This is a genomic window from Rhizobium sp. GR12, assembly GCF_036596185.1.
In the GTDB taxonomy this organism is placed as follows: Bacteria; Pseudomonadota; Alphaproteobacteria; order Rhizobiales; family Rhizobiaceae; genus Agrobacterium; species Agrobacterium nepotum.
Genome location: NZ_JASXTH010000001.1, coordinates 16,166 through 33,003 on the forward strand (window position 1 = coordinate 16,166; position 16,838 = coordinate 33,003).

The 16,838-nt window shown below is 61.0% G+C and carries 18 protein-coding genes; 8 read left to right on the plus strand and 10 right to left on the minus strand.

The features are described from left to right. Nucleotides 1-16: 16 nt before the first annotated feature. Together QSK43_RS00075 and hisS are read right to left on the minus strand one after the other, a co-directional pair. A complete protein-coding gene (locus QSK43_RS00075) occupies nucleotides 17-385 on the minus strand; it encodes a VOC family protein (RefSeq protein WP_332301872.1) in 369 nt (122 codons plus the stop codon). Between the two features lie 278 nt (nucleotides 386-663). After that, on the minus strand, nucleotides 664-2,184 hold the full coding sequence (gene hisS, locus QSK43_RS00080; protein WP_332301873.1) for a histidine--tRNA ligase: 1,521 nt from the start codon (nucleotides 2,182-2,184) through the stop codon (nucleotides 664-666). Between the two features lie 156 nt (nucleotides 2,185-2,340). On the opposite strand from hisS, the gene relB reads away from it, so the two are divergent. From relB to QSK43_RS00095, 3 genes are read left to right on the plus strand one after another with little or no spacing between them, the layout of a single operon-like run. Continuing rightward, nucleotides 2,341-2,574 carry a type II toxin-antitoxin system RelB family antitoxin gene (gene relB, locus QSK43_RS00085; protein WP_045024069.1) on the plus strand — a complete coding sequence of 78 codons (234 nt, stop codon included), beginning with the start codon at nucleotides 2,341-2,343 and terminating at the stop codon, nucleotides 2,572-2,574. Then, a complete protein-coding gene (locus QSK43_RS00090) occupies nucleotides 2,558-2,827 on the plus strand; it encodes a type II toxin-antitoxin system RelE family toxin (protein ID WP_045024071.1) in 270 nt (89 codons plus the stop codon). The genes relB and QSK43_RS00090 overlap by 17 nt, the downstream gene beginning before the upstream one ends. A 6-nt stretch (nucleotides 2,828-2,833) precedes the next feature. After that, complete coding sequence (locus QSK43_RS00095; protein ID WP_332301874.1) at nucleotides 2,834-3,598, plus strand: hypothetical protein; 765 nt, start codon at nucleotides 2,834-2,836, stop codon at nucleotides 3,596-3,598. Between the two features lie 52 nt (nucleotides 3,599-3,650). Here QSK43_RS00095 and QSK43_RS00100 read toward each other — a convergent pair whose 3' ends face one another. Continuing rightward, nucleotides 3,651-4,568 (minus strand): LysR substrate-binding domain-containing protein, encoded by a 918-nt coding sequence (locus tag QSK43_RS00100; protein WP_332301875.1) that lies wholly within the window; start codon nucleotides 4,566-4,568, stop codon nucleotides 3,651-3,653. Nucleotides 4,569-4,649: 81 nt separating this feature from the next. On the opposite strand from QSK43_RS00100, the gene QSK43_RS00105 reads away from it, so the two are divergent. Beyond that, complete coding sequence (locus QSK43_RS00105; protein ID WP_332301876.1) at nucleotides 4,650-5,693, plus strand: YeiH family protein; 1,044 nt, start codon at nucleotides 4,650-4,652, stop codon at nucleotides 5,691-5,693. Nucleotides 5,694-5,707: 14 nt separating this feature from the next. Here the strand turns inward: QSK43_RS00105 and QSK43_RS00110 are convergent, their stop codons facing one another. Continuing rightward, nucleotides 5,708-6,151 (minus strand): hypothetical protein, encoded by a 444-nt coding sequence (locus QSK43_RS00110; RefSeq protein WP_332301877.1) that lies wholly within the window; start codon nucleotides 6,149-6,151, stop codon nucleotides 5,708-5,710. After that, nucleotides 6,148-6,777 carry a DNA-3-methyladenine glycosylase I gene (locus QSK43_RS00115; RefSeq protein ID WP_045024082.1) on the minus strand — a complete coding sequence of 210 codons (630 nt, stop codon included), beginning with the start codon at nucleotides 6,775-6,777 and terminating at the stop codon, nucleotides 6,148-6,150. The genes QSK43_RS00110 and QSK43_RS00115 overlap by 4 nt, the downstream gene beginning before the upstream one ends. Nucleotides 6,778-7,013: 236 nt before the next feature. Here QSK43_RS00115 and QSK43_RS00120 point away from each other — a divergent pair, with 236 nt between their 5' ends. Next, nucleotides 7,014-7,790, plus strand: coding sequence for a L,D-transpeptidase (locus QSK43_RS00120; protein ID WP_332301878.1), 777 nt, complete (start codon nucleotides 7,014-7,016; stop codon nucleotides 7,788-7,790). A 262-nt stretch (nucleotides 7,791-8,052) separates the two neighbouring features. Then, entirely contained in the window at nucleotides 8,053-8,712 is a 660-nt protein-coding gene (locus tag QSK43_RS00125) for an outer membrane beta-barrel protein (protein ID WP_045024129.1), read from the plus strand. Nucleotides 8,713-8,758: 46 nt separating this feature from the next. Here QSK43_RS00125 and QSK43_RS00130 read toward each other — a convergent pair whose 3' ends face one another. The 4 genes from QSK43_RS00130 to QSK43_RS00145 all read right to left on the minus strand — a co-directional run bounded on the left by QSK43_RS00130 (nucleotide 8,759) and on the right by QSK43_RS00145 (nucleotide 13,426). After that, nucleotides 8,759-9,295 carry an RES domain-containing protein gene (locus QSK43_RS00130; protein ID WP_332301879.1) on the minus strand — a complete coding sequence of 179 codons (537 nt, stop codon included), beginning with the start codon at nucleotides 9,293-9,295 and terminating at the stop codon, nucleotides 8,759-8,761. Between the two features lie 50 nt (nucleotides 9,296-9,345). Beyond that, complete coding sequence (gene glcF / locus QSK43_RS00135; RefSeq protein WP_332301880.1) at nucleotides 9,346-10,662, minus strand: glycolate oxidase subunit GlcF; 1,317 nt, start codon at nucleotides 10,660-10,662, stop codon at nucleotides 9,346-9,348. Nucleotides 10,663-10,665: 3 nt separating this feature from the next. Continuing rightward, nucleotides 10,666-11,880 carry a glycolate oxidase subunit GlcE gene (glcE, locus tag QSK43_RS00140; RefSeq protein WP_332301881.1) on the minus strand — a complete coding sequence of 405 codons (1,215 nt, stop codon included), beginning with the start codon at nucleotides 11,878-11,880 and terminating at the stop codon, nucleotides 10,666-10,668. A 103-nt stretch (nucleotides 11,881-11,983) separates the two neighbouring features. Next, nucleotides 11,984-13,426, minus strand: a complete 1,443-nt coding sequence (locus QSK43_RS00145) for an FAD-linked oxidase C-terminal domain-containing protein (RefSeq protein ID WP_442967757.1) — start codon at nucleotides 13,424-13,426, stop codon at nucleotides 11,984-11,986. Between the two features lie 105 nt (nucleotides 13,427-13,531). Here QSK43_RS00145 and QSK43_RS00150 point away from each other — a divergent pair, with 105 nt between their 5' ends. Next, a complete protein-coding gene (locus QSK43_RS00150) occupies nucleotides 13,532-14,431 on the plus strand; it encodes a LysR family transcriptional regulator (protein ID WP_332301883.1) in 900 nt (299 codons plus the stop codon). Between the two features lie 27 nt (nucleotides 14,432-14,458). Here the strand turns inward: QSK43_RS00150 and QSK43_RS00155 are convergent, their stop codons facing one another. Further along, nucleotides 14,459-15,733, minus strand: coding sequence for a DUF3422 family protein (locus tag QSK43_RS00155; protein WP_332301884.1), 1,275 nt, complete (start codon nucleotides 15,731-15,733; stop codon nucleotides 14,459-14,461). Between the two features lie 294 nt (nucleotides 15,734-16,027). Between QSK43_RS00155 and QSK43_RS00160 the strand changes: the two genes are divergently transcribed. After that, a complete protein-coding gene (locus tag QSK43_RS00160; protein WP_332301885.1) occupies nucleotides 16,028-16,801 on the plus strand; it encodes a FadR/GntR family transcriptional regulator in 774 nt (257 codons plus the stop codon). The last annotated feature ends 37 nt before the right edge of the window (nucleotides 16,802-16,838 follow it).

Sequence of the window (16,838 nt, forward strand, 5' to 3'; positions counted from 1 at the left end):
GGAACGGTACTTTTCGTCACGGTTCGAGCGGCTGCATCATTTCGATGCGGTTTCCGAAGGGATCATGGACATAAAACCGGTGATATCCTTCAAGCGGCTCATCCTCAACCACATGGCAGCCCGCAGTTTCAAGTGTTTTTCGCAAGATCTTGAGATCATCGACCAGAAAGGCCGGATGGGCCTTCCTTGCCGGCCTGAAATCCTGCTCGACGCCGAGGTGGAGTTTTATCGGGCCACAGGTGAACCAGCATCCGCCACGCGCGGCAAGATTGGCGGGTTTTGCCTGCTCCGTAAAGCCTAGCAGGTCGCAGTAAAATGCCCGCGCCTCATCCTCCCGACCAGCAGACATCGCCAGTTGAACGTGATCGAGCGCAAGTATAGCCATGGCCCTAGCGCCCTTCGGCGGCGCGGTGAACTATTGCGACGATTCTCTGGAAAATTTGGCTCTTTCGATCGAGAAGGCTCAAATATGAGGATCGGGCCGCGAGATACCCCCCACTGCCCTGCCGGGCATCTCCCCCACAAGGGGGGAGATCAGCAAGGCGGACACCCGCCGCTTTATTCGCAAGCGTCGAGATGGCCGGTACATAGCCGCATATCGATCTCCCCCCTTGTGGGGGAGATGCCCGGCAGGGCAGTGGGGGGTAAACGGTGCGCATCACATTACTTGCCTTGCGCCCGCAGCAAATCTTCAGCCTGTGCGGCCAATATCTCGCGAACCTTCGCCACCAGTTCCGCCTCCGGCACGGTTTCCTGCGCCACCCGCGCCTCGCGCCAGCTGGCATTGTCCTCGATTTCGCCGGAAAGACGCTTGCCTTCGATTAGATCCTTGATCTGCACCACGCCTTGCGCGCGCTCGTCACCGCCCTGGATGATGGCGATGGGGGAGCCGAGACGGTCGGCATATTTCAGCTGGTTGCCGAATTTCTTCCAGTTGCCCTGATACATTTCGGCACGGATGCCTTCGGCGCGCAGCGCCTGCGTGAAGCGCTGGTAACGGCCCATGCTCTCCACATCGCCATCCATGACGGTGATCAGAACCGGTGCCAGCGGCTTGACCTGTCCGAGCTTGCCGAGGTTCTTCAAGGCCGTCATCAGGCGCGAGACGCCGATGGAAAAGCCCGTAGCCGGAACCGGCTGACCCATGAAGCGCGAGACAAGACCGTCATAACGTCCGCCGCCGCCGACCGAGCCGAACACGACCTTTTCACCCTTCTCGTTGGTGACATCGAAGGTCAGCTCGGCTTCATAGACCGGACCGGTATAATATTCGAGACCGCGCACGACGGAGGGATCGATCTTGATGCGTGTCGCATCGTAACCGGCACCCGAGACCAGAGCGCCGATAATGTTCAGTTCATCAACGCCTTCCGCGCCTTTCGACGTGCCTGCAACCAGTTTTGCAAGATCATCGGCGCTTTCCGCATAATCCTTGATGCCGACGAAAAACAGAACCTTTTCGATCTGCTCGTCGCCGAGACCCGCGCCCTTGGTGAAGTCGCCGGACTCATCCTTACGGCCGGGACCGAGCAGCAGTCTCACGCCTTCCGGACCGAACTTGTCGAGCTTGTCGATGGCGCGCAGCACGTTCAGGCGACGACCGGCATTCTCCTCGCCGCCCAGGCCGATGGCTTCCATGACGCCATCGAGCACTTTGCGGTTGTTGACACGGATGACGTAGTCGCCGCGCTGAATACCCAGTGCTTCTAGCGTATCGGCCATCATCATGCACATTTCGGCATCGGCCTGCACGCCGGCAGCACCGACCGTATCGGCATCGAACTGCATGAATTGGCGGAAGCGGCCGGGGCCAGGCTTTTCGTTGCGGAAGACGTAACCGGCGCGATAGGTGCGGTACGGCAGCTGGATTTCGTTGAAGTTCTCAGCGACGTGGCGGGCGAGCGGCGCGGTCAGATCGTAACGCAGGCTCATCCACTGATCGTCGTCGTCCTGCAGCGAAAACACACCCTCGTTCGGGCGGTCGCTATCGGGCAGGAACTTGCCGAGCGCATCGGTATATTCGAACAGCGGCGTCTCGATGGGATCGAAACCGTAAAGTTCGTAGACCTTGCGGATCTTGTCGATCATCTCATTCACGGCATGGATATCGGCAGCCGAACGGTCCACGAAGCCGCGCGGCAGGCGGGCTTTCAGTTTCTGAGGCTTTTTCTGCTTTTCGCTCATGATGCCGATCCGATATTTTCCTGAAATTATGCCGGTGTATTAGAGGATGAAGCCCGGTGCGGCAAGCCGCAAAGGCTCCGGTTCTGCTGGTCCTGCGAGGCGAGTGGTGTTATATGGGATGCATGTATCCCATTTCGGCTTGGAAAGGACGAAACCATGAGCAAACAGACGGCCATTCGCCTGCCGGACGAGACCTATGAACGGCTGAAAGCGCTCTCCGAGCGCACCGGCCGCACATCCGCTTTTTACATCCGCGAGGCGATCGAGAAACATATCGAGGATATGGAAGATCTTTATCTCGCCGAAGAGGCGACGCGGCGGCGTATTGCGAACAAAGAGCGCACCTATACTCTGGAAGAAGTGATGCGCGATCTTGACCTGGAAAATTGAATTCCAGCACCGCGCCCTCAAGCAACTGGAAAAACTGACGAAGAGCGAGGCTAATCGCATCGTTTCTTTTCTCGCAGACCGGATCGTCCAAGACGACAATCCCCGCAGGACCGGCGCCGCCCTGCAAGGCTCAGAACTCGGCAGTTTCTGGCGCTACCGTGTCGGCGATTACCGTATCATCTGCGATATACAGGACCACAAGCTTGTCGTGCTGGTGGTCGAAATCGGCCATCGTCGCGATATTTACCGTTAGGCATCCATGATCCTCGAAGCCCTGCAATATGCCGCCACGCAGGCGGTGACGCCGAAGCCTTTCCGGCCGCATATCCGCTATTCCGTGAACCTCTGGGCGCGCGCCAACCGCTGCGCCATGGCGTGGGCGGAACATGAGAACAACAGCCGGCAATTCGTGCTGCAATCAGCGAGAAAGCTGAAACAGAAACGAACGGCGGTGGTGCTGGGGTCGGGCCTGCTGCGCGACGTGCCCTATGGCGCGCTGGTGGCGATGTTCGACACAGTCGTCTTGGTCGATCTGGTGCACCTTGCCAGCGTGCAGGCCAAGCTGCGCTTCAATTCCAAAAAGAATGTGCGCATTGCCCACCGCGACCTCTCCGGTTTCGACGATGTCGTCGCCGGGAAAGAACCGGAGCCGCTCGAGTTCCTGCGGCGGGTGCCCTATCTCGATTTCGTCGTCTCGGCCAATCTCCTGTCGCAGATCGGCACCGGCGCGCGGCATCGACTGGAACGGGAGAAAATTGCAGCCGCGCCGGATGAGCGTTTGCCGAGGCTCGTTCAGACCCATCTGGACGCGCTGGCCGCCCTTCCCTGCAAGGTGTGCCTCGTGACGGACACATCCTTCGATGTCATCGGCAAGGACGGCAGCGTACACCAGCACGAGGACTTGCTGCATGGCGTCGGTATTTCTGCGCCCGCCGCCGCGTGGGAATGGCCGCTTGCCCCGTTTGGGGAAGAAAGCAGGGATTATCGCATCGTTCATCACGTCGTTGCCCGTGAATTGACGTGATCGTCCCTGCTGCCAACGCAGTCAGCCAGACGATGCCGGACCGCTTTCGGGCCTACAAGCCGGCGAGACCGGCCTTGTAATCCTCCGAGGCGGCGCGGCTGAGACGCTCCAGTTCCATCGCCGCGCGGCTGGTGTGCCGTTCCTTGTGACGCAACAGGGCGAAGTTACGGGCGGGCAGATCGATGCCTGAGCGGACCAGCAATCCCTGCCGCAGGAAGAGGGACGCGACGGAGGCGGAGACTGCCGTCGCGGCACCGCCCGAGCGCGCCGCCATCACCACCGCCTCGTTGGAGGGCAGTTCCAGCATGACAGAAAGATCGGCCGGATCGACGCCCATCTGCCGCACCGCCGCCTCGAAGGCGGAACGGGTGCCGGAGCCCTGCTCGCGCAAAACCCAGGATGTTCCGTAAAGCATATCGAGAGCAGTCAGATAACGGCCATCGGCGAAAGGATGGGCCGAACCGGTGACGACCAGAAGCTTGTCGGATACCACGGGCTGCACCATCAGCGCGGGTTCGTCTATCCTGCCTTCGATGAAACCGACCTCCGCCAGGCCGTCGAGCACGGCCTGCGTTACCGTTTTCGTATTGCCGATATCGAGCTTCACCGTGACGCCCGGATAGAGCTTCTTGAATTGCATCAGGATCGGCGGCAACCAATAGCTTGCTATCGTCTGGCTGGCGCAAACGGTGATTTCGCCGCGCGTCAGGGCGCCCATCTCCGACAGGATAAGTTCCGCACTTCTGACGCGCGCCAGCGTCGCCTTCGCTTCCCCCAGAAATACCCGCCCGCTTTCGGTCAGCTCGATATTGCGGCCGACGCGATGAAAAAGCTCGACATTATAAAAGGCCTCGAGATTCTTGATGGCGGAACTGACGGCCGAGGCGGTCAGACCGATCGCCTGCGCGGCCCTGGTCAGATGCTCGCGTTCGGCGACGGCGATGAAGATGCGCAACTGTTCGAAGGTCATGGCATTCCGTTCGATTTTATCGAATAATATATGCCATATTATTTGATAGAATAAAACATGTCGCTACGGCATTGTCTGGCCATGGCACAGCATCGCACTCTCACCCACCCCTTTCAGTTTTCCCTGCGCTGGTTCACCTCGCTTCTGCCGGGCATTCTGCTCTGCGCGGCGGTCAGCTGCGCGGCCATTCTGGCGGAGCGTTTTCAGGTGCGGTTTGCGGGGCACGCATGGCTTGGTGATCTCGTGCTTGCCATTCTGATCGGCACGTTTGTCCGTTCGCTGGTGTCGCTGCCGGCGGTCGCTTCGGCCGGTATCAAGTTCAGCGCCAAGACGTTGCTTGAGATCGCGGTGGCGCTTCTCGGCGCATCCTTGAGCCTTGCCATCCTGAAAGGTGCCGGCGGCCTGCTGATCGGTGGTATTGCGGTGATCGTCGCGCTGTCGCTGATCGTCAGCTATGCTGCCGGGCGAATGCTGGGATTGCCGCCGAAACTCGCGACGCTGATTGCCTGCGGCAATTCCATCTGCGGCAATTCCGCCATCGCGGCGGCTGCACCCGCCATCGGTGCCAAGCCGGAAGATGTCGCCGCCTCGATCGCTTTCACGGCAGTCCTTGGTGTCGTCGCCGTTTTGCTGATGCCGTTCCTGCCGCAGCTTCTCGGTCTCGACGCCACTCAATATGGCATCTTTGCGGGCCTGACGGTCTATGCGGTGCCGCAGGTGCTGGCCGCCACCGCGCCGCTCGGCGCAGTCGCAGTGCAGACCGGCACAATCGTCAAGCTCATCCGCGTCCTGATGCTGGGGCCGGTCATCGCCGCCCTTTCCGTCATCCACGGTCAGTCCGGCACGCAACGCCTGAAGCTACAGCAGATGGTGCCATGGTTCATCATCTGCTTCGTGCTGATGATCATGGCCCGGTCCTTCGGGCTCATTCCCGAAGCTTTGCTCGCCCCCGTCGCCTCGCTCTCCAACATCCTCACCATCATGTCGATGGCGGCACTTGGTCTCTCGGTCGATATTCGCAGCCTTCGCCATGCCGGCGGCAAGGTCATCGTCGCCGCCAGCCTCTCGCTCGTGCTGCTTGGAATTTTGAGCTTCGGTCTGATCGCGTTGACGCAGACGGCCTGAAGATACGCTGGGTGTTATTTTCCGGTGCTGACCGTCAGGATATAATGCGCGCCCAGCCCGCGGCGCGGTGATCCCAAAATAAGTGTCGGACGGATCAGCCATTCCGTATCCGTCTTCGGCGTCAGCGTCGCCGTCTTACCTTCGGAATCGCTGAAGAAGATAGCATCCTCATTCGGCGTCGAAAAATCGAAGATCGCCATCAGTACGAATTCGCTGGAGGAGGCAAGCTCGACCTTCATCGTCTGTCCGGCCTTGACCTTCAGGCGGTAGACATCGCCGCGCCCGCGCCGCGTCCAGCCATCGAGCTTCAGCGGCCCGGCCGGCGGCAGGCCGACTTCCTTAAGCCTCTCGCCGTCATCCAGCCAGATGCCGTCGACATTGCGGCTTTCCGCGAAGGATTGATGCGGCACGGCCGCCACGGCCATGGTAAGAGCCAGAAGAAGGGACGTTACCTTCATGGACGTACAAACTCCCGCCGCATGGCCTCTATCGGCTGGCGGCAATGACAACCTTCGATATGATCGTTGACCATACCCATGGCCTGCATGAATGCATAGACGGTCGTCGGGCCGACGAAGCTCCAGCCGCGTTTCTTCAAATCCTTGGAAAGACGAATGGACGCGGCGCTGGTGGGGTTGGCCCTTAACGTCGCATAGTCCAGCTTTTGCGGCCTTTCTACGGCGGCGGGCTCGAAACTCCAGAAATAACGGGCGAGAGAACCGAATTCGTGCCGCAGCTCCAGGGCGCGGCGAGCATTGTTGATCGTTGAAACGATCTTGCCGCGATGACGGATAATGCCCTTGTCCGCAACGCAGCGCTCTATCTCGGCTTCCCCGAACTCCGCCACTTTTTCGAACTCGAAATTGGCGAAGGCAAGGCGGAACGCCTCGCGCTTGCGCAGAACAGTCAGCCAGGACAGGCCCGACTGAAACCCTTCCAGACAGATCTTTTCGAACAGGCGGCGATCGTCGGTGACGGGATAACCCCATTCCTCATCGTGGTAACGGCTGTAGTCCTCCAGCCCCTGCTGCCAGAAACACCGCACGCGGCCATCCGCGCCCGTTTCAAGTCCCGCTTCGTTCATTCCGCAACAACCCTTTTCCGCTCCTGCAAATCACCGGCGCGGCCCGGCACTTACCACTCATTCACCACGTTTCAAAACCGGGCGCTAACCCTAAATGCAGGTTGCGCTAATGAAGCGCTTTTTAATGAACAGCCATTTACGATTCACTTGCGTCAAGGTGCGAACGTGTCCGGCAAGGCGGGTGAATGATCCCGCGATTGCTATTGTTGCGACATCCCGCAGAGAGAGTCCACCCGATGACGATGAAGTCCGTTTTTCTGGCGCTGAGCCTCGTTTCCACCCTCGCCGCCCCGGCCGCCGCAGCCGGTGAGCGTTACCGCGAGCGCCCGCCGGTCGTCGTCAGCCCGGACCTTTCCGCCCCCTGGGTTACACAGCTCGGTGGACGCGGCAATGTGCGGCCTGTGGTTTATCCACGCGCACCTGCTGCACGCCAGCCGTTTTTTCAGCAGCGCCAGGCCGCGATGCCGCAACGTCCCAGCTCCGGCGTCACCTCGCAGCGCCCGGCACGGGTGCAGAACGCCGCCGTTCGTCCGAACGCGCCGGTGCGCAGGCAGATCGCCCCACAGTTCCTGCCCCAGATCGTGAGCTATCAGACCACTCAACAACCCGGCACGATCGTCATCGACACGCCCAACCGCTTCCTCTACCTCGTTATGGCGGATGGCAAGGCGCGGCGTTACGGCGTCGGCGTCGGCAAGCCCGGTTTCGAATGGGCCGGAACGCACAAGGTGACCCGCAAGGCGGAATGGCCAAGCTGGACCCCGCCGAAGGAGATGATCAGCCGCGAAGCGACGAAGGGGCATTACCTTCCGGCCTTCATGGAGGGCGGTCCCGCCAATCCGATGGGTGCCCGCGCCATGTATCTCGGCTCCACGCTTTATCGCATCCACGGCACCAACCAGCCCTGGACGATCGGCAGCAACAATTCATCCGGCTGCATCCGCATGCGCAACGAGGATGTCACCGATCTTTACGAGCGCGTAAACGTCGGAACGACAGTCATTGTGATATGACGGCAACGGTGCCGGTAATACGCTGGCTCCTGGTCGGCGTGGCTGCGCATCGCGCTTGAATTGTTGTCCCGGGGCGATACAATCGTTGCTAGATTGATTGACGAGACTTGGCGGGGGACGCCAGGCGCCGGACCTCTCTCAGGGGGATGATGGAACGGCCTTGAAACGGGTGGTCAAACGACCGCCCGTTTTTCGTTTCTGTCATTCAAATGTTACCGAAAAACGGTTTGGTGCATTTCAGATGTCAATCTGGATTCTCCCCATGCCGCGCCACGCCTCATTTCTCTGCGCCCTGTTGTTCAGCAGCATTTCCCTCTCAACCGCCATGGCGGGAGAATTTGAAATTTCCGGTTACGGCGGCTGGCAGAGCGCGCCACACAGCGACGTGACGGTTTCGGACGGGCCGGACTTCCGGGCCGGGTGGGAAGGCAAGTCGTTTTCCAGCCCGCCCTATTGGGGGGTGCGCGGCACCTACTGGTTCGAGGAAGGCCAACTCAACAATTTCGGCCTCTCGCTCGATTTCACACATGACAAGGTCTATGCCGACGATCAGACGCTTGCCCGCTCCGGCTGGTCGCATTTCGAATTCACCGATGGCCTGAACCTCTTGACGCTGAACGCGCTCTACCGCTTCCCGCTGGAGACATGGCCAGTGACGCCCTATGTCGGCGCGGGCATCGGCATCAACGTGCCGCATGTGGAAGTGACCCGCCCTTCGGGTAAAACCTTCGAATACCAACTCGGCGGCGCAACCCTGCAGGCACAGGCCGGCCTCAGCTACCGCATCACCGACAACTGGTCGACCTTCGTGGAATATAAGGGCACCTATTCCTTTATCGACGTGGATATCGACAATGGCGGCAAGCTCAAGACCGATATCATGACCAATGCAGTGAATTTCGGCGTCGCCTACAAGTTCTGAAGCATCGGAACCCGGGCTTCCCACACCCCTGAAATCCGGCACGCGTTCAAAGGCCCCATTTGGCCCCGTTCTGCGAAAGCCGGATTTCGACCGGTTCGCCGCAAACCTCCACCTGCGGGCCACCACGATGGTTCCAGCGGAACAGGTTGAGATGCCATCCGCCGGCGATCATACGCGAGCAATCGATCAAGCCGTCGGCCCCTGTTGTCCTTGCCAGGTCGGCGTTTTTCCACGATGGCGGCTCCTCTCCGGCAAGAAGCGCATCACGCCACGATTTGCTGGATAGGGAGCGATCGATTCCCAATGCTTCACATGCCTGCTCGTCACGCTGGTCGACCACCATGGCCGGTCCGACCATAACCGGGACCAGAAACCGTGGACGCTGATCCTCCCGCATGTAACCGGAAATCGCCATGATCGACCATTCCGCGAAAGGGCTCATATAGAGAGTGGGCTGACCGGGACGATGGTAACGCCCGGCGCTTTCCGGGTTGGGAGTGAGCACGCTGTCCAATCTGTCAGCCGCCACCGAGCGAAAAAAGCGGCCCCGCACCTCGCTTAACCAACGCGACTTTTCCGTCATTGCAAACGCCTTCAAGCCAATCCCGAATGTTTATTTAGAGGGCTCGGATATCAATGACGTGACGTAACACCTGCGATTTTTTTTGGTGGCGGTCCACCATAAGCCCAGTCCAGCAGCTCCACCGTGTGCAGGATCGGCATTTGCGTGCCGGTGGCGATCTGCGTGATGCAGCCGATATTGCCGGTGGCGATGACATCCGCCCTCGTCGCCTCGATGTTCTTGACCTTGCGCGCCTTCAGTTTTCCGGAAATCTCCGGCTGCATGATGTTGTAGGTTCCGGCCGACCCGCAGCAGAGGTGCCCTTCCGCCGGATCGCGCACGGTGAAACCCGCCGCCTTCAGCAATTGTTTCGGCGCCATCGTGATCTTCTGGCCATGCTGCATGGAGCAGGCGGAATGATAGGCGACCGTCAAACCCCGGCTTTCCTGTTGTGGCAGATCGAGCGTGGCGAGATATTCGGTGATGTCCTTCGCGAGCGCCGATACCCGCGCGGCTTTTTCCGCATAGGCCGGGTCGAGCCGCAGCATATGGCCGTAATCCTTGATCGTGGTGCCGCAGCCGGAGGCCGTGATGATGACGGCGTCAAGACCGCCACTCTCCATCTCCCGGGTCCATACATCGACATTGCGGCGGGCGGCGGCCAGCGCCTCCGCCTCCCGGCCCATGTGATGCACGAGCGATCCGCAGCAGCCTTCGCCTTTCGGCACGACAACCTCGACACCGAGCCGCGCCAGAAGACGGAGCGTCGCCTCATTGATACCAGGGTCGAGCACCGGCTGGGCGCAGCCGGTAAGGATCGCGACGCGACCACGCTTTTGGCCTTCCGCCGCCCGTTCACCCGGGCGGGAGGACGTGGAGGCGGCAGGGATGGCAGCGGGCGCGAGATCGAGCATGGATTGCAGCGGTTTCAGCGCCGGAAACTTCGCAAGCAGCCCGGCGAAAGGTCGCGCGATCCTTGCCAGATGCAAGGCCAGCCGGAAGCGACCGGGATAGGGCAGAACCGCCGCCAGAAGATTGCGGATCAGGCGATCCATAAGAGGGCGCTTATAGGTCTGTTCGATATGGGCGCGGGCGTGATCGACCAGATGCATGTAATCCACGCCGGAAGGACAGGTGGTGGTGCAGGCGAGGCACGACAGGCAGCGGTCGATATGGGTGACGACTTCGCGGTCCGCCGGGCGGCTGTTTTCCAGCATGTCCTTGATGAGGTAGATGCGGCCGCGTGGGCTGTCCAGCTCGTTGCCGAGCGTGACATAGGTGGGACAGGTGGCGGTGCAGAAGCCGCAATGCACACATTTGCGCAGGATCTTTTCGGATTCCGCCACATGCGGATCGGCCAGCTGTTCGGGCGTGAAGGATGTTTGCATGGTTCAGACGGCCCTCTCTATCGTTCTGGCCATCTTGCCAGGATTGAAGATGCCCGCCGGATCGAGCTTTTCCCTGATGCGCGCAGACAATATGGCCTCCGCCGCCGGGCGTGGTTCGAATGCCGGCACGGTGGCGCGTATTGCGTCACTCGCCCGCATCAAAGTGGCATGCCCGCCGCCGAGCGCCCGGATGGCGCCGCGCAGCAATTCCGCCTCCGGGTCGGCCTCCATCTGCATCCAGACGAGGCCGCCCTGCCAGTCGTAAAAGGCATCGACGCCCGCTTCCATGCGCAGGGCGGAAACCAGCTTGTGGCCTTCAGTCGGTGCAACGGAGACTTTCCAGAGCGGTTTGGCGTCTTGCCCCGCATAGGGCGCGACATCCCGCACCTGCCGCCATAAAACAGCACTTTCCTCGCCTTCCAGCAGCGTCCACGGCCCGACCCGATCCATGACGGAGAGGAGTTTGGCCGCGCGCGCCTCGACAGAAGCCCCGAGACCTTCCAGCCGCAGGATTGTCGCCGGACCTTCCGGCAGAGCGCCATCGATGAAATGGGCGCGAACGCTTTCCGGCAGATGTGCGGCGCCGGAAACCTCGACGCTCATCGCCATCGCCGCCGCCATGATCCGCGTCGGCGCCTCGTCATCCAGACCGGAGACGACAATCGTTTTCTCCGAAGGCGGTTTCGGCAGCACGCGGAAGGTCACTTCGGTGAGGAAACCGAGCGTGCCGTGTGAACCCGCCAGAAGCTTCGAGAGATCAAGCCCGGTGACATTCTTCATCACCCGGCCGCCAGCCTTGATGATCTCTCCCTGACCGTTGACGAAACGGATGCCGAGCAGGCTGTCGCGCGCAGCACCCGCCACAAAACGGCGCGGGCCGGAGACGTTGGCGGCGAAAACGCCGCCAACGGTCGGCTCGCCTTTAGTTCCCATGATCGGGCGGTGATCCATCGGCTCGAAGGCCATCATCTGGCGGTTTTCGGCAAGGGCGGCTTCAACGATGGCGAGCGGTGTTCCGGCCTTTACGGTCATGACCATTTCGGCAGGGACGTAGGAAACGATGCCGGTGATGGCGCGGGAGGTGAGGATGGTTTCTGCCGCCACCGCGTTGCCGAAACCGGCGCGGCTATTGCCGCCGAAGATTTTCAGCGGGGTCTTTCGGGCCGCGTGGTCGCGGATGATGTCGGCGGCTTGGGTTTCTGCGTAGGGCGTCAGCATGGAGTGGCAGCCTTTGAGCGAGAGGGAGCGCGCTCCGAGTGTGCGATATACCCCTCCGAGCAAGAGATCCCCCCCTCTGCCGACGTCATATAATTCACACCCATCATACCCGTCCCTCCAACGGGAACACCTTAGAAGGGTTCATCAACCAGTCCTCATCAAAAGCAGCGCGCACCGCCATCTGCTGTGCAAGATCGGCCTCGCCAAATTGATGCCGCATCAGGTCGCGTTTTTCGATGCCGACACCGTGTTCGCCGGTGAGGCAGCCGCCGGCATCGACGCAGAGCTTCAATATCTCGTTGCCCGCCTCTTCGGCGCGGGCGGCGTCGTCCGGGTCGTTAGCGTTGAACAGGATGAGAGGGTGCATGTTGCCATCGCCCGCATGAAAAACATTGGCGACACGCAGGCCGAGCCGGTCGGTGATCTCACTCGTCTTTTTCAGCACGTAAGAAAGCTGAGAGAGCGGCACCGTGCCGTCCATGCAGATATAATCGGCGATACGCCCCGTCGCGCCGAAAGCGGATTTGCGACCTTTCCAGATCGCCGCCGCCTCCATGGCCGACTGGCATTCCCTCACCGTCTTTACGCCGTGTTTTTTCGCGATAGCGACGATATCGGCCAGCATGGCGTCCATTTCCGCATCGGAGCCTTCGACCTCGACGATCAAAAGCGCGCCGACATCCAGCGGATATCCGGCCTTGGCGAAGGCCTCGCAAATCTCGATTGCCGGCTTGTCCATGAATTCGATGGCGACGGGTATGATGCCCGCACCGATGATATCGGCCACGCAGGAGCCCGCACTTTCAGAGGTTTCGAACCCGAACAGCACCGGGCGCGCGCCTTCCGGCTTGGCGATCAGCCGCACCGTCGCTTCGGTGACGATGCCGAGCTGGCCTTCCGAGCCGCAGACGAGGGCGAGCAGATCGTACCCGGCGGCGTCGAGATGTTTGCCGCCCAGCTCCAGCACCGTGCCGTCAACCAGCACCATTTTCACGCCGAGCAGATTATTGGTGGTGACGCCGTATTTCAGGCAATGCGCACCGCCGGAATTCATGCCGATATTGCCGCCGATGGTGCAGGCAAGCTGCGAGCTTGGGTCCGGCGCATAAAAAAAGCCTTCCGCACCGGCTGCGTCGGAAATGGAGAGATTGGTGACGCCCGCCTGTACCCTTGCCGTGCGATTGTAAAAATCGAGTTCGAGGATCGAGGACATCTTCGAAAGGCCGATCACCACCGCATCTTCCTGTGGTATCGCACCGCCGGAAAGCGAGGTGCCAGCACCACGCGGCACGACCGGAATGCCGTAACGGTGACAATATTTCAGCACCGCTGCGACCTGCTCGGTCGTCTTCGGCAAGGCGACGGCCAGCGGCAGGCGGCGGTAGGAAACGAAAGCATCGGTCTCGAAAGGCACAAGCTCACGCGGCTCGTGCACGAGACAGTCCTCCGGAAGAATATCCTTCAGATCGGATATGATGCGGTCACGGCTTGATAAAACCGCCGCACGCGGCTCCAGAAACTTGATCGGCTGCGTCACCGCCCTCATCCTCCATGCACATCTTGCCAAGTGGTATTGTTTCTTTACCACTTTGAAGGAGCGCAATCAAATGTTATGGATTTTTTCCATTACGGAAACAATCGGGAGGCAACTGTGACAAATCTGGGCGATCTGGAAGTCTTCGCATGCGTTGCCGCCTCCGGCAGCATGTCGCTGGCCGCCAAGGAGCTTGGCTTTTCGCCCGCCGTCATTTCCAAGCGCATCAAGCGGCTGGAAGAAAAGCTTGGCGCACGGCTTTTCCAGCGCACCACAAGGCGAATTTCGCTGACGGAAGCAGGCCAGGGCTTTTACGAGCGGGTGCTTGCCGTGCTGGAAGGGCTGGAGGACGCCGAGGATTTCGTGTCCGGCCGGGCCAATACCGTCAACGGCACGCTGAAAGTCTCCGCCCCCACCTCCTTCGGGCGCATGCATATCGCGCCGCATTTGAAGACATTCATGGAGCGGCACCCGGACCTGTCGGTCAATCTGGTGCTCAGCGATGAATTCATCGATATTATCGAAGGCGGCTACGATCTGGCGATCCGTATCGCCGATCTCAATTCCTCCAGCCTCGTCGCCCGCCGTCTGGCGCCGGTTCGTCGGGTGCTCTGCGCCTCGTCGGACTATGTGGCCGCCCACGGCATGCCGGCGTCGATCGAGGACCTGAAGAAGCACCGCTGCCTGCCGGCCCACAACAACGATATCTGGCGGCTGGAAGGACCGGGCGGCGCGCTCAGCATCCGCCCGGAAGGCATGTTGGTCACCAATTCCAGCGAGGTGATCCGCGAGGCGGTGATATCAGGGCTAGGGATCGCGCTGCGCTCCACCTGGGATATCGGCCACGAATTGCGCGCCGGTCGGCTAGTGCAGGTTCTGCCCGCCTATGAAGGATCGCGAAACGTCACGCTTTCTGCGGTCTATCCGAGCCGGCAGTTTTTGCCCGCGAAAGTGCGGCTGTTCATTGACTATCTGGCCGGGCTTTATGGGCCGTCACCCTATTGGGAAGAGGGCTGAAGGCCCGGTCTGCCAGTGGTCGGTTTGTCAGTGGCCACCCTCGACATGGGAGCGACGGACGCGGCGCACCACCCACCAGACGCCGAGCACGGCGAAGGGGACGGAGAGACCGGTGACGACGGCGGGATCGACCGGCAGCACGTCGTGGCTGATCGCCTTGGTGAGATAACCGATAAGGCCGACGACATAATAGGAGATGGCGGCCACCGACAGCCCTTCCACCGTCTGCTGCAGGCGAAGCTGCATGGCGGCGCGCTTGTTCATGGTGTTCAGGAGCACCGTGTTCTGCCGCTCCAGCTCCACGTCGATCCAGCTTCTGACAAGAGCCGTGGCGCGATAGAGCTTGCGCGACAGGTTGGCCTGTCTCTCCTCGACGGACTGGCAGGTGCGCATGGCCGGCGCCAATCGCCTCTCCAGAAAGCTACCCATGGTCTCGTGCCCCTGAACCGGCGTTTCCGCAAGCGCACGGATGCGCTCACGCACGATGCCGTCATAGGCGCGGCTCGCGCCGAAACGGTAGAGGCTGAGCGCGGCGTTGGCTTCCAGTTCCGCCGCAAGCCGGGTCATCTCCGCCAGAAGCGCATCGGCCTCGTCGCGCGCGCCGTTCTTCATGCGCTGCGTAATTCCGGTCAGACCGTCCTCGATGCGGCGGATTTCCGGCGACAGCGTCTGCGCCATCGGCAGGCCGAGCATGGCGAGCGTTCGATAGGTCTCGATATCCAGCAGCCGCTGCACCAGCGCGCCGCGGCTATAATCGCTCAAGCCCCGGTCAATCACCAATATCTGCGTCAGCCCATCGCGATCCTGCCGGAAATCGGTGAGGATCGTCGCCTGACCATCGCGCACGTCGCTGTGACAGAGGCTCGTCGGTTCGAACATGGTTTCCGCATTGGCGAGCGTTCCGCTTTCGGGACGGATTTCCAGCCGCACACCTGAGATCAGCGAGCCGGGCGGCGAAAAGCCGTCGCCGAAGGGGTCGCCGACAATGTCGCCACCGAATTTTTCCGGCGCGGGGCCGTCCCAGAACCAGGTCGAGAATTCGGTATGCCGCTCCCAGCGCAGCGTGCCCTGCCCCCAGGGCATGGCGTGATGGCGGGCATCGCGTTCCGGCGGCGCAACGCCACGGCTGCGCGACATTTCCGCAATGACCGAGTGATGCACGGCCGAGCCGCCATCCATCATGAAAGCAAGCTGGACGATGATGCGCGACGGGGCCAAAAGCACTGTCGGGCGCGCATGAACCTCGCCGAGAGCCAGCGACCTTTCCGGCGCGCTTGCGAAAGCAAATCTACCCTTGGCCATTGCGATATCGTCCCCGCCTGCTTCGCCGGTTTTCTAGAGCATCCATCGCGATGATGACACCGCAATCGAGGCCAATGTAATTGTTTTGATGCACCTGACGGCAAAAAAACCGCCATCACCACCCTGTCCGGGTGCAGCTTTAACAAAAGCCAGTTTAAAAAGGCAGATGCCGTGTTGCCGCAGGCTTGGCGCAAAGCTTGCGGCAGAACTGGACAGAATATTTGACCAGTGCGATGCTTCGCTGATAATTTGCCCCATCGAATACGGGGCGGGATTTCGCCGGAGAATGTTGCGATGGACGAAACACTATTCGCCCGAATAGAGCACAGCCGCACATCGCAGGAGGTGATCTTACGTTTCGAGGAGCTGATCCTCGATGGCATATTGCGCGACGGCGACCGGCTGCCCGGCGAGCGGGAACTGGCGCAACGGCTCGATGTTTCGCGGCCGATCCTGCGGGAAGCGTTGAAGGAACTCGAAACGCGCGGCCTTCTCACCAGCAGGCATGGCGGCGGCACCTATGTCGCCGATATTGTCGGCCCGGTCTTTTCCGACCCCTTGAGTGCACTGATCACCCGCCACAGCCGGGCGACGCGGGATTATCTCGAATATCGCCGTTATATCGAGGGCATGGCCGCCGAGCTTGCGGCACAGCGCGCGACCGAACCGGACAGGCGCAACCTCGCGGCCATCGTCGAAAAAATGCGTCTCGCCCATGAGGCGGGCCATTTCGAGGACGAGCTGACGGGTGATGTGGAATTTCACAACGCCATTGGCGAGGCGGCGCATAATATCGTGCTGATGCACACATTGCGGTCCTGCTACCGGCTCCTGAGTGACGACATCTTCTATAACCGCCATCTCATCTTCACCGTGGCGGGCGCACATGACGAGGTGCTGAGACAGCATATCGCCATCCACGACGCCATTGCGGGCGGTGATGCGGCGGCGGCAAGGGCGGCGGCGGAAGCCCATATCGACTTCATCGTCGACACCACATCGAAGGCGCATCAGGCTCAGGAATGGGACCGTATTTCACGTCTGCGGCAACAGCAGCGAAACGCCTAAACCGTCGCCAGACGAAATACGCAGTCGCTTTTATTCA

Coding starts and splice junctions, on each gene's coding strand:
- QSK43_RS00100 (WP_332301875.1), bottom strand. CDS start 4,568: ATGACCTTCGAACAGTTGCGCATCTTCATCGCCGTCGCCGAACGCGAG.
- QSK43_RS00075 (WP_332301872.1), bottom strand. CDS start 385: ATGGCTATACTTGCGCTCGATCACGTTCAACTGGCGATGTCTGCTGGT.
- glcE (WP_332301881.1), bottom strand. CDS start 11,880: ATGCTGACGCCCTACGCAGAAACCCAAGCCGCCGACATCATCCGCGAC.
- QSK43_RS00155 (WP_332301884.1), bottom strand. CDS start 15,733: ATGGCCAAGGGTAGATTTGCTTTCGCAAGCGCGCCGGAAAGGTCGCTG.
- QSK43_RS00125 (WP_045024129.1), top strand. CDS start 8,053: ATGCCGCGCCACGCCTCATTTCTCTGCGCCCTGTTGTTCAGCAGCATT.
- glcF (WP_332301880.1), bottom strand. CDS start 10,662: ATGCAAACATCCTTCACGCCCGAACAGCTGGCCGATCCGCATGTGGCG.
- QSK43_RS00110 (WP_332301877.1), bottom strand. CDS start 6,151: ATGAAGGTAACGTCCCTTCTTCTGGCTCTTACCATGGCCGTGGCGGCC.
- QSK43_RS00095 (WP_332301874.1), top strand. CDS start 2,834: ATGATCCTCGAAGCCCTGCAATATGCCGCCACGCAGGCGGTGACGCCG.
- QSK43_RS00160 (WP_332301885.1), top strand. CDS start 16,028: ATGGACGAAACACTATTCGCCCGAATAGAGCACAGCCGCACATCGCAG.
- QSK43_RS00145 (WP_442967757.1), bottom strand. CDS start 13,426: ATGAGGGCGGTGACGCAGCCGATCAAGTTTCTGGAGCCGCGTGCGGCG.
- QSK43_RS00130 (WP_332301879.1), bottom strand. CDS start 9,295: ATGACGGAAAAGTCGCGTTGGTTAAGCGAGGTGCGGGGCCGCTTTTTT.
- QSK43_RS00115 (WP_045024082.1), bottom strand. CDS start 6,777: ATGAACGAAGCGGGACTTGAAACGGGCGCGGATGGCCGCGTGCGGTGT.
- relB (WP_045024069.1), top strand. CDS start 2,341: ATGAGCAAACAGACGGCCATTCGCCTGCCGGACGAGACCTATGAACGG.
- hisS (WP_332301873.1), bottom strand. CDS start 2,184: ATGAGCGAAAAGCAGAAAAAGCCTCAGAAACTGAAAGCCCGCCTGCCG.
- QSK43_RS00105 (WP_332301876.1), top strand. CDS start 4,650: ATGGCACAGCATCGCACTCTCACCCACCCCTTTCAGTTTTCCCTGCGC.
- QSK43_RS00120 (WP_332301878.1), top strand. CDS start 7,014: ATGACGATGAAGTCCGTTTTTCTGGCGCTGAGCCTCGTTTCCACCCTC.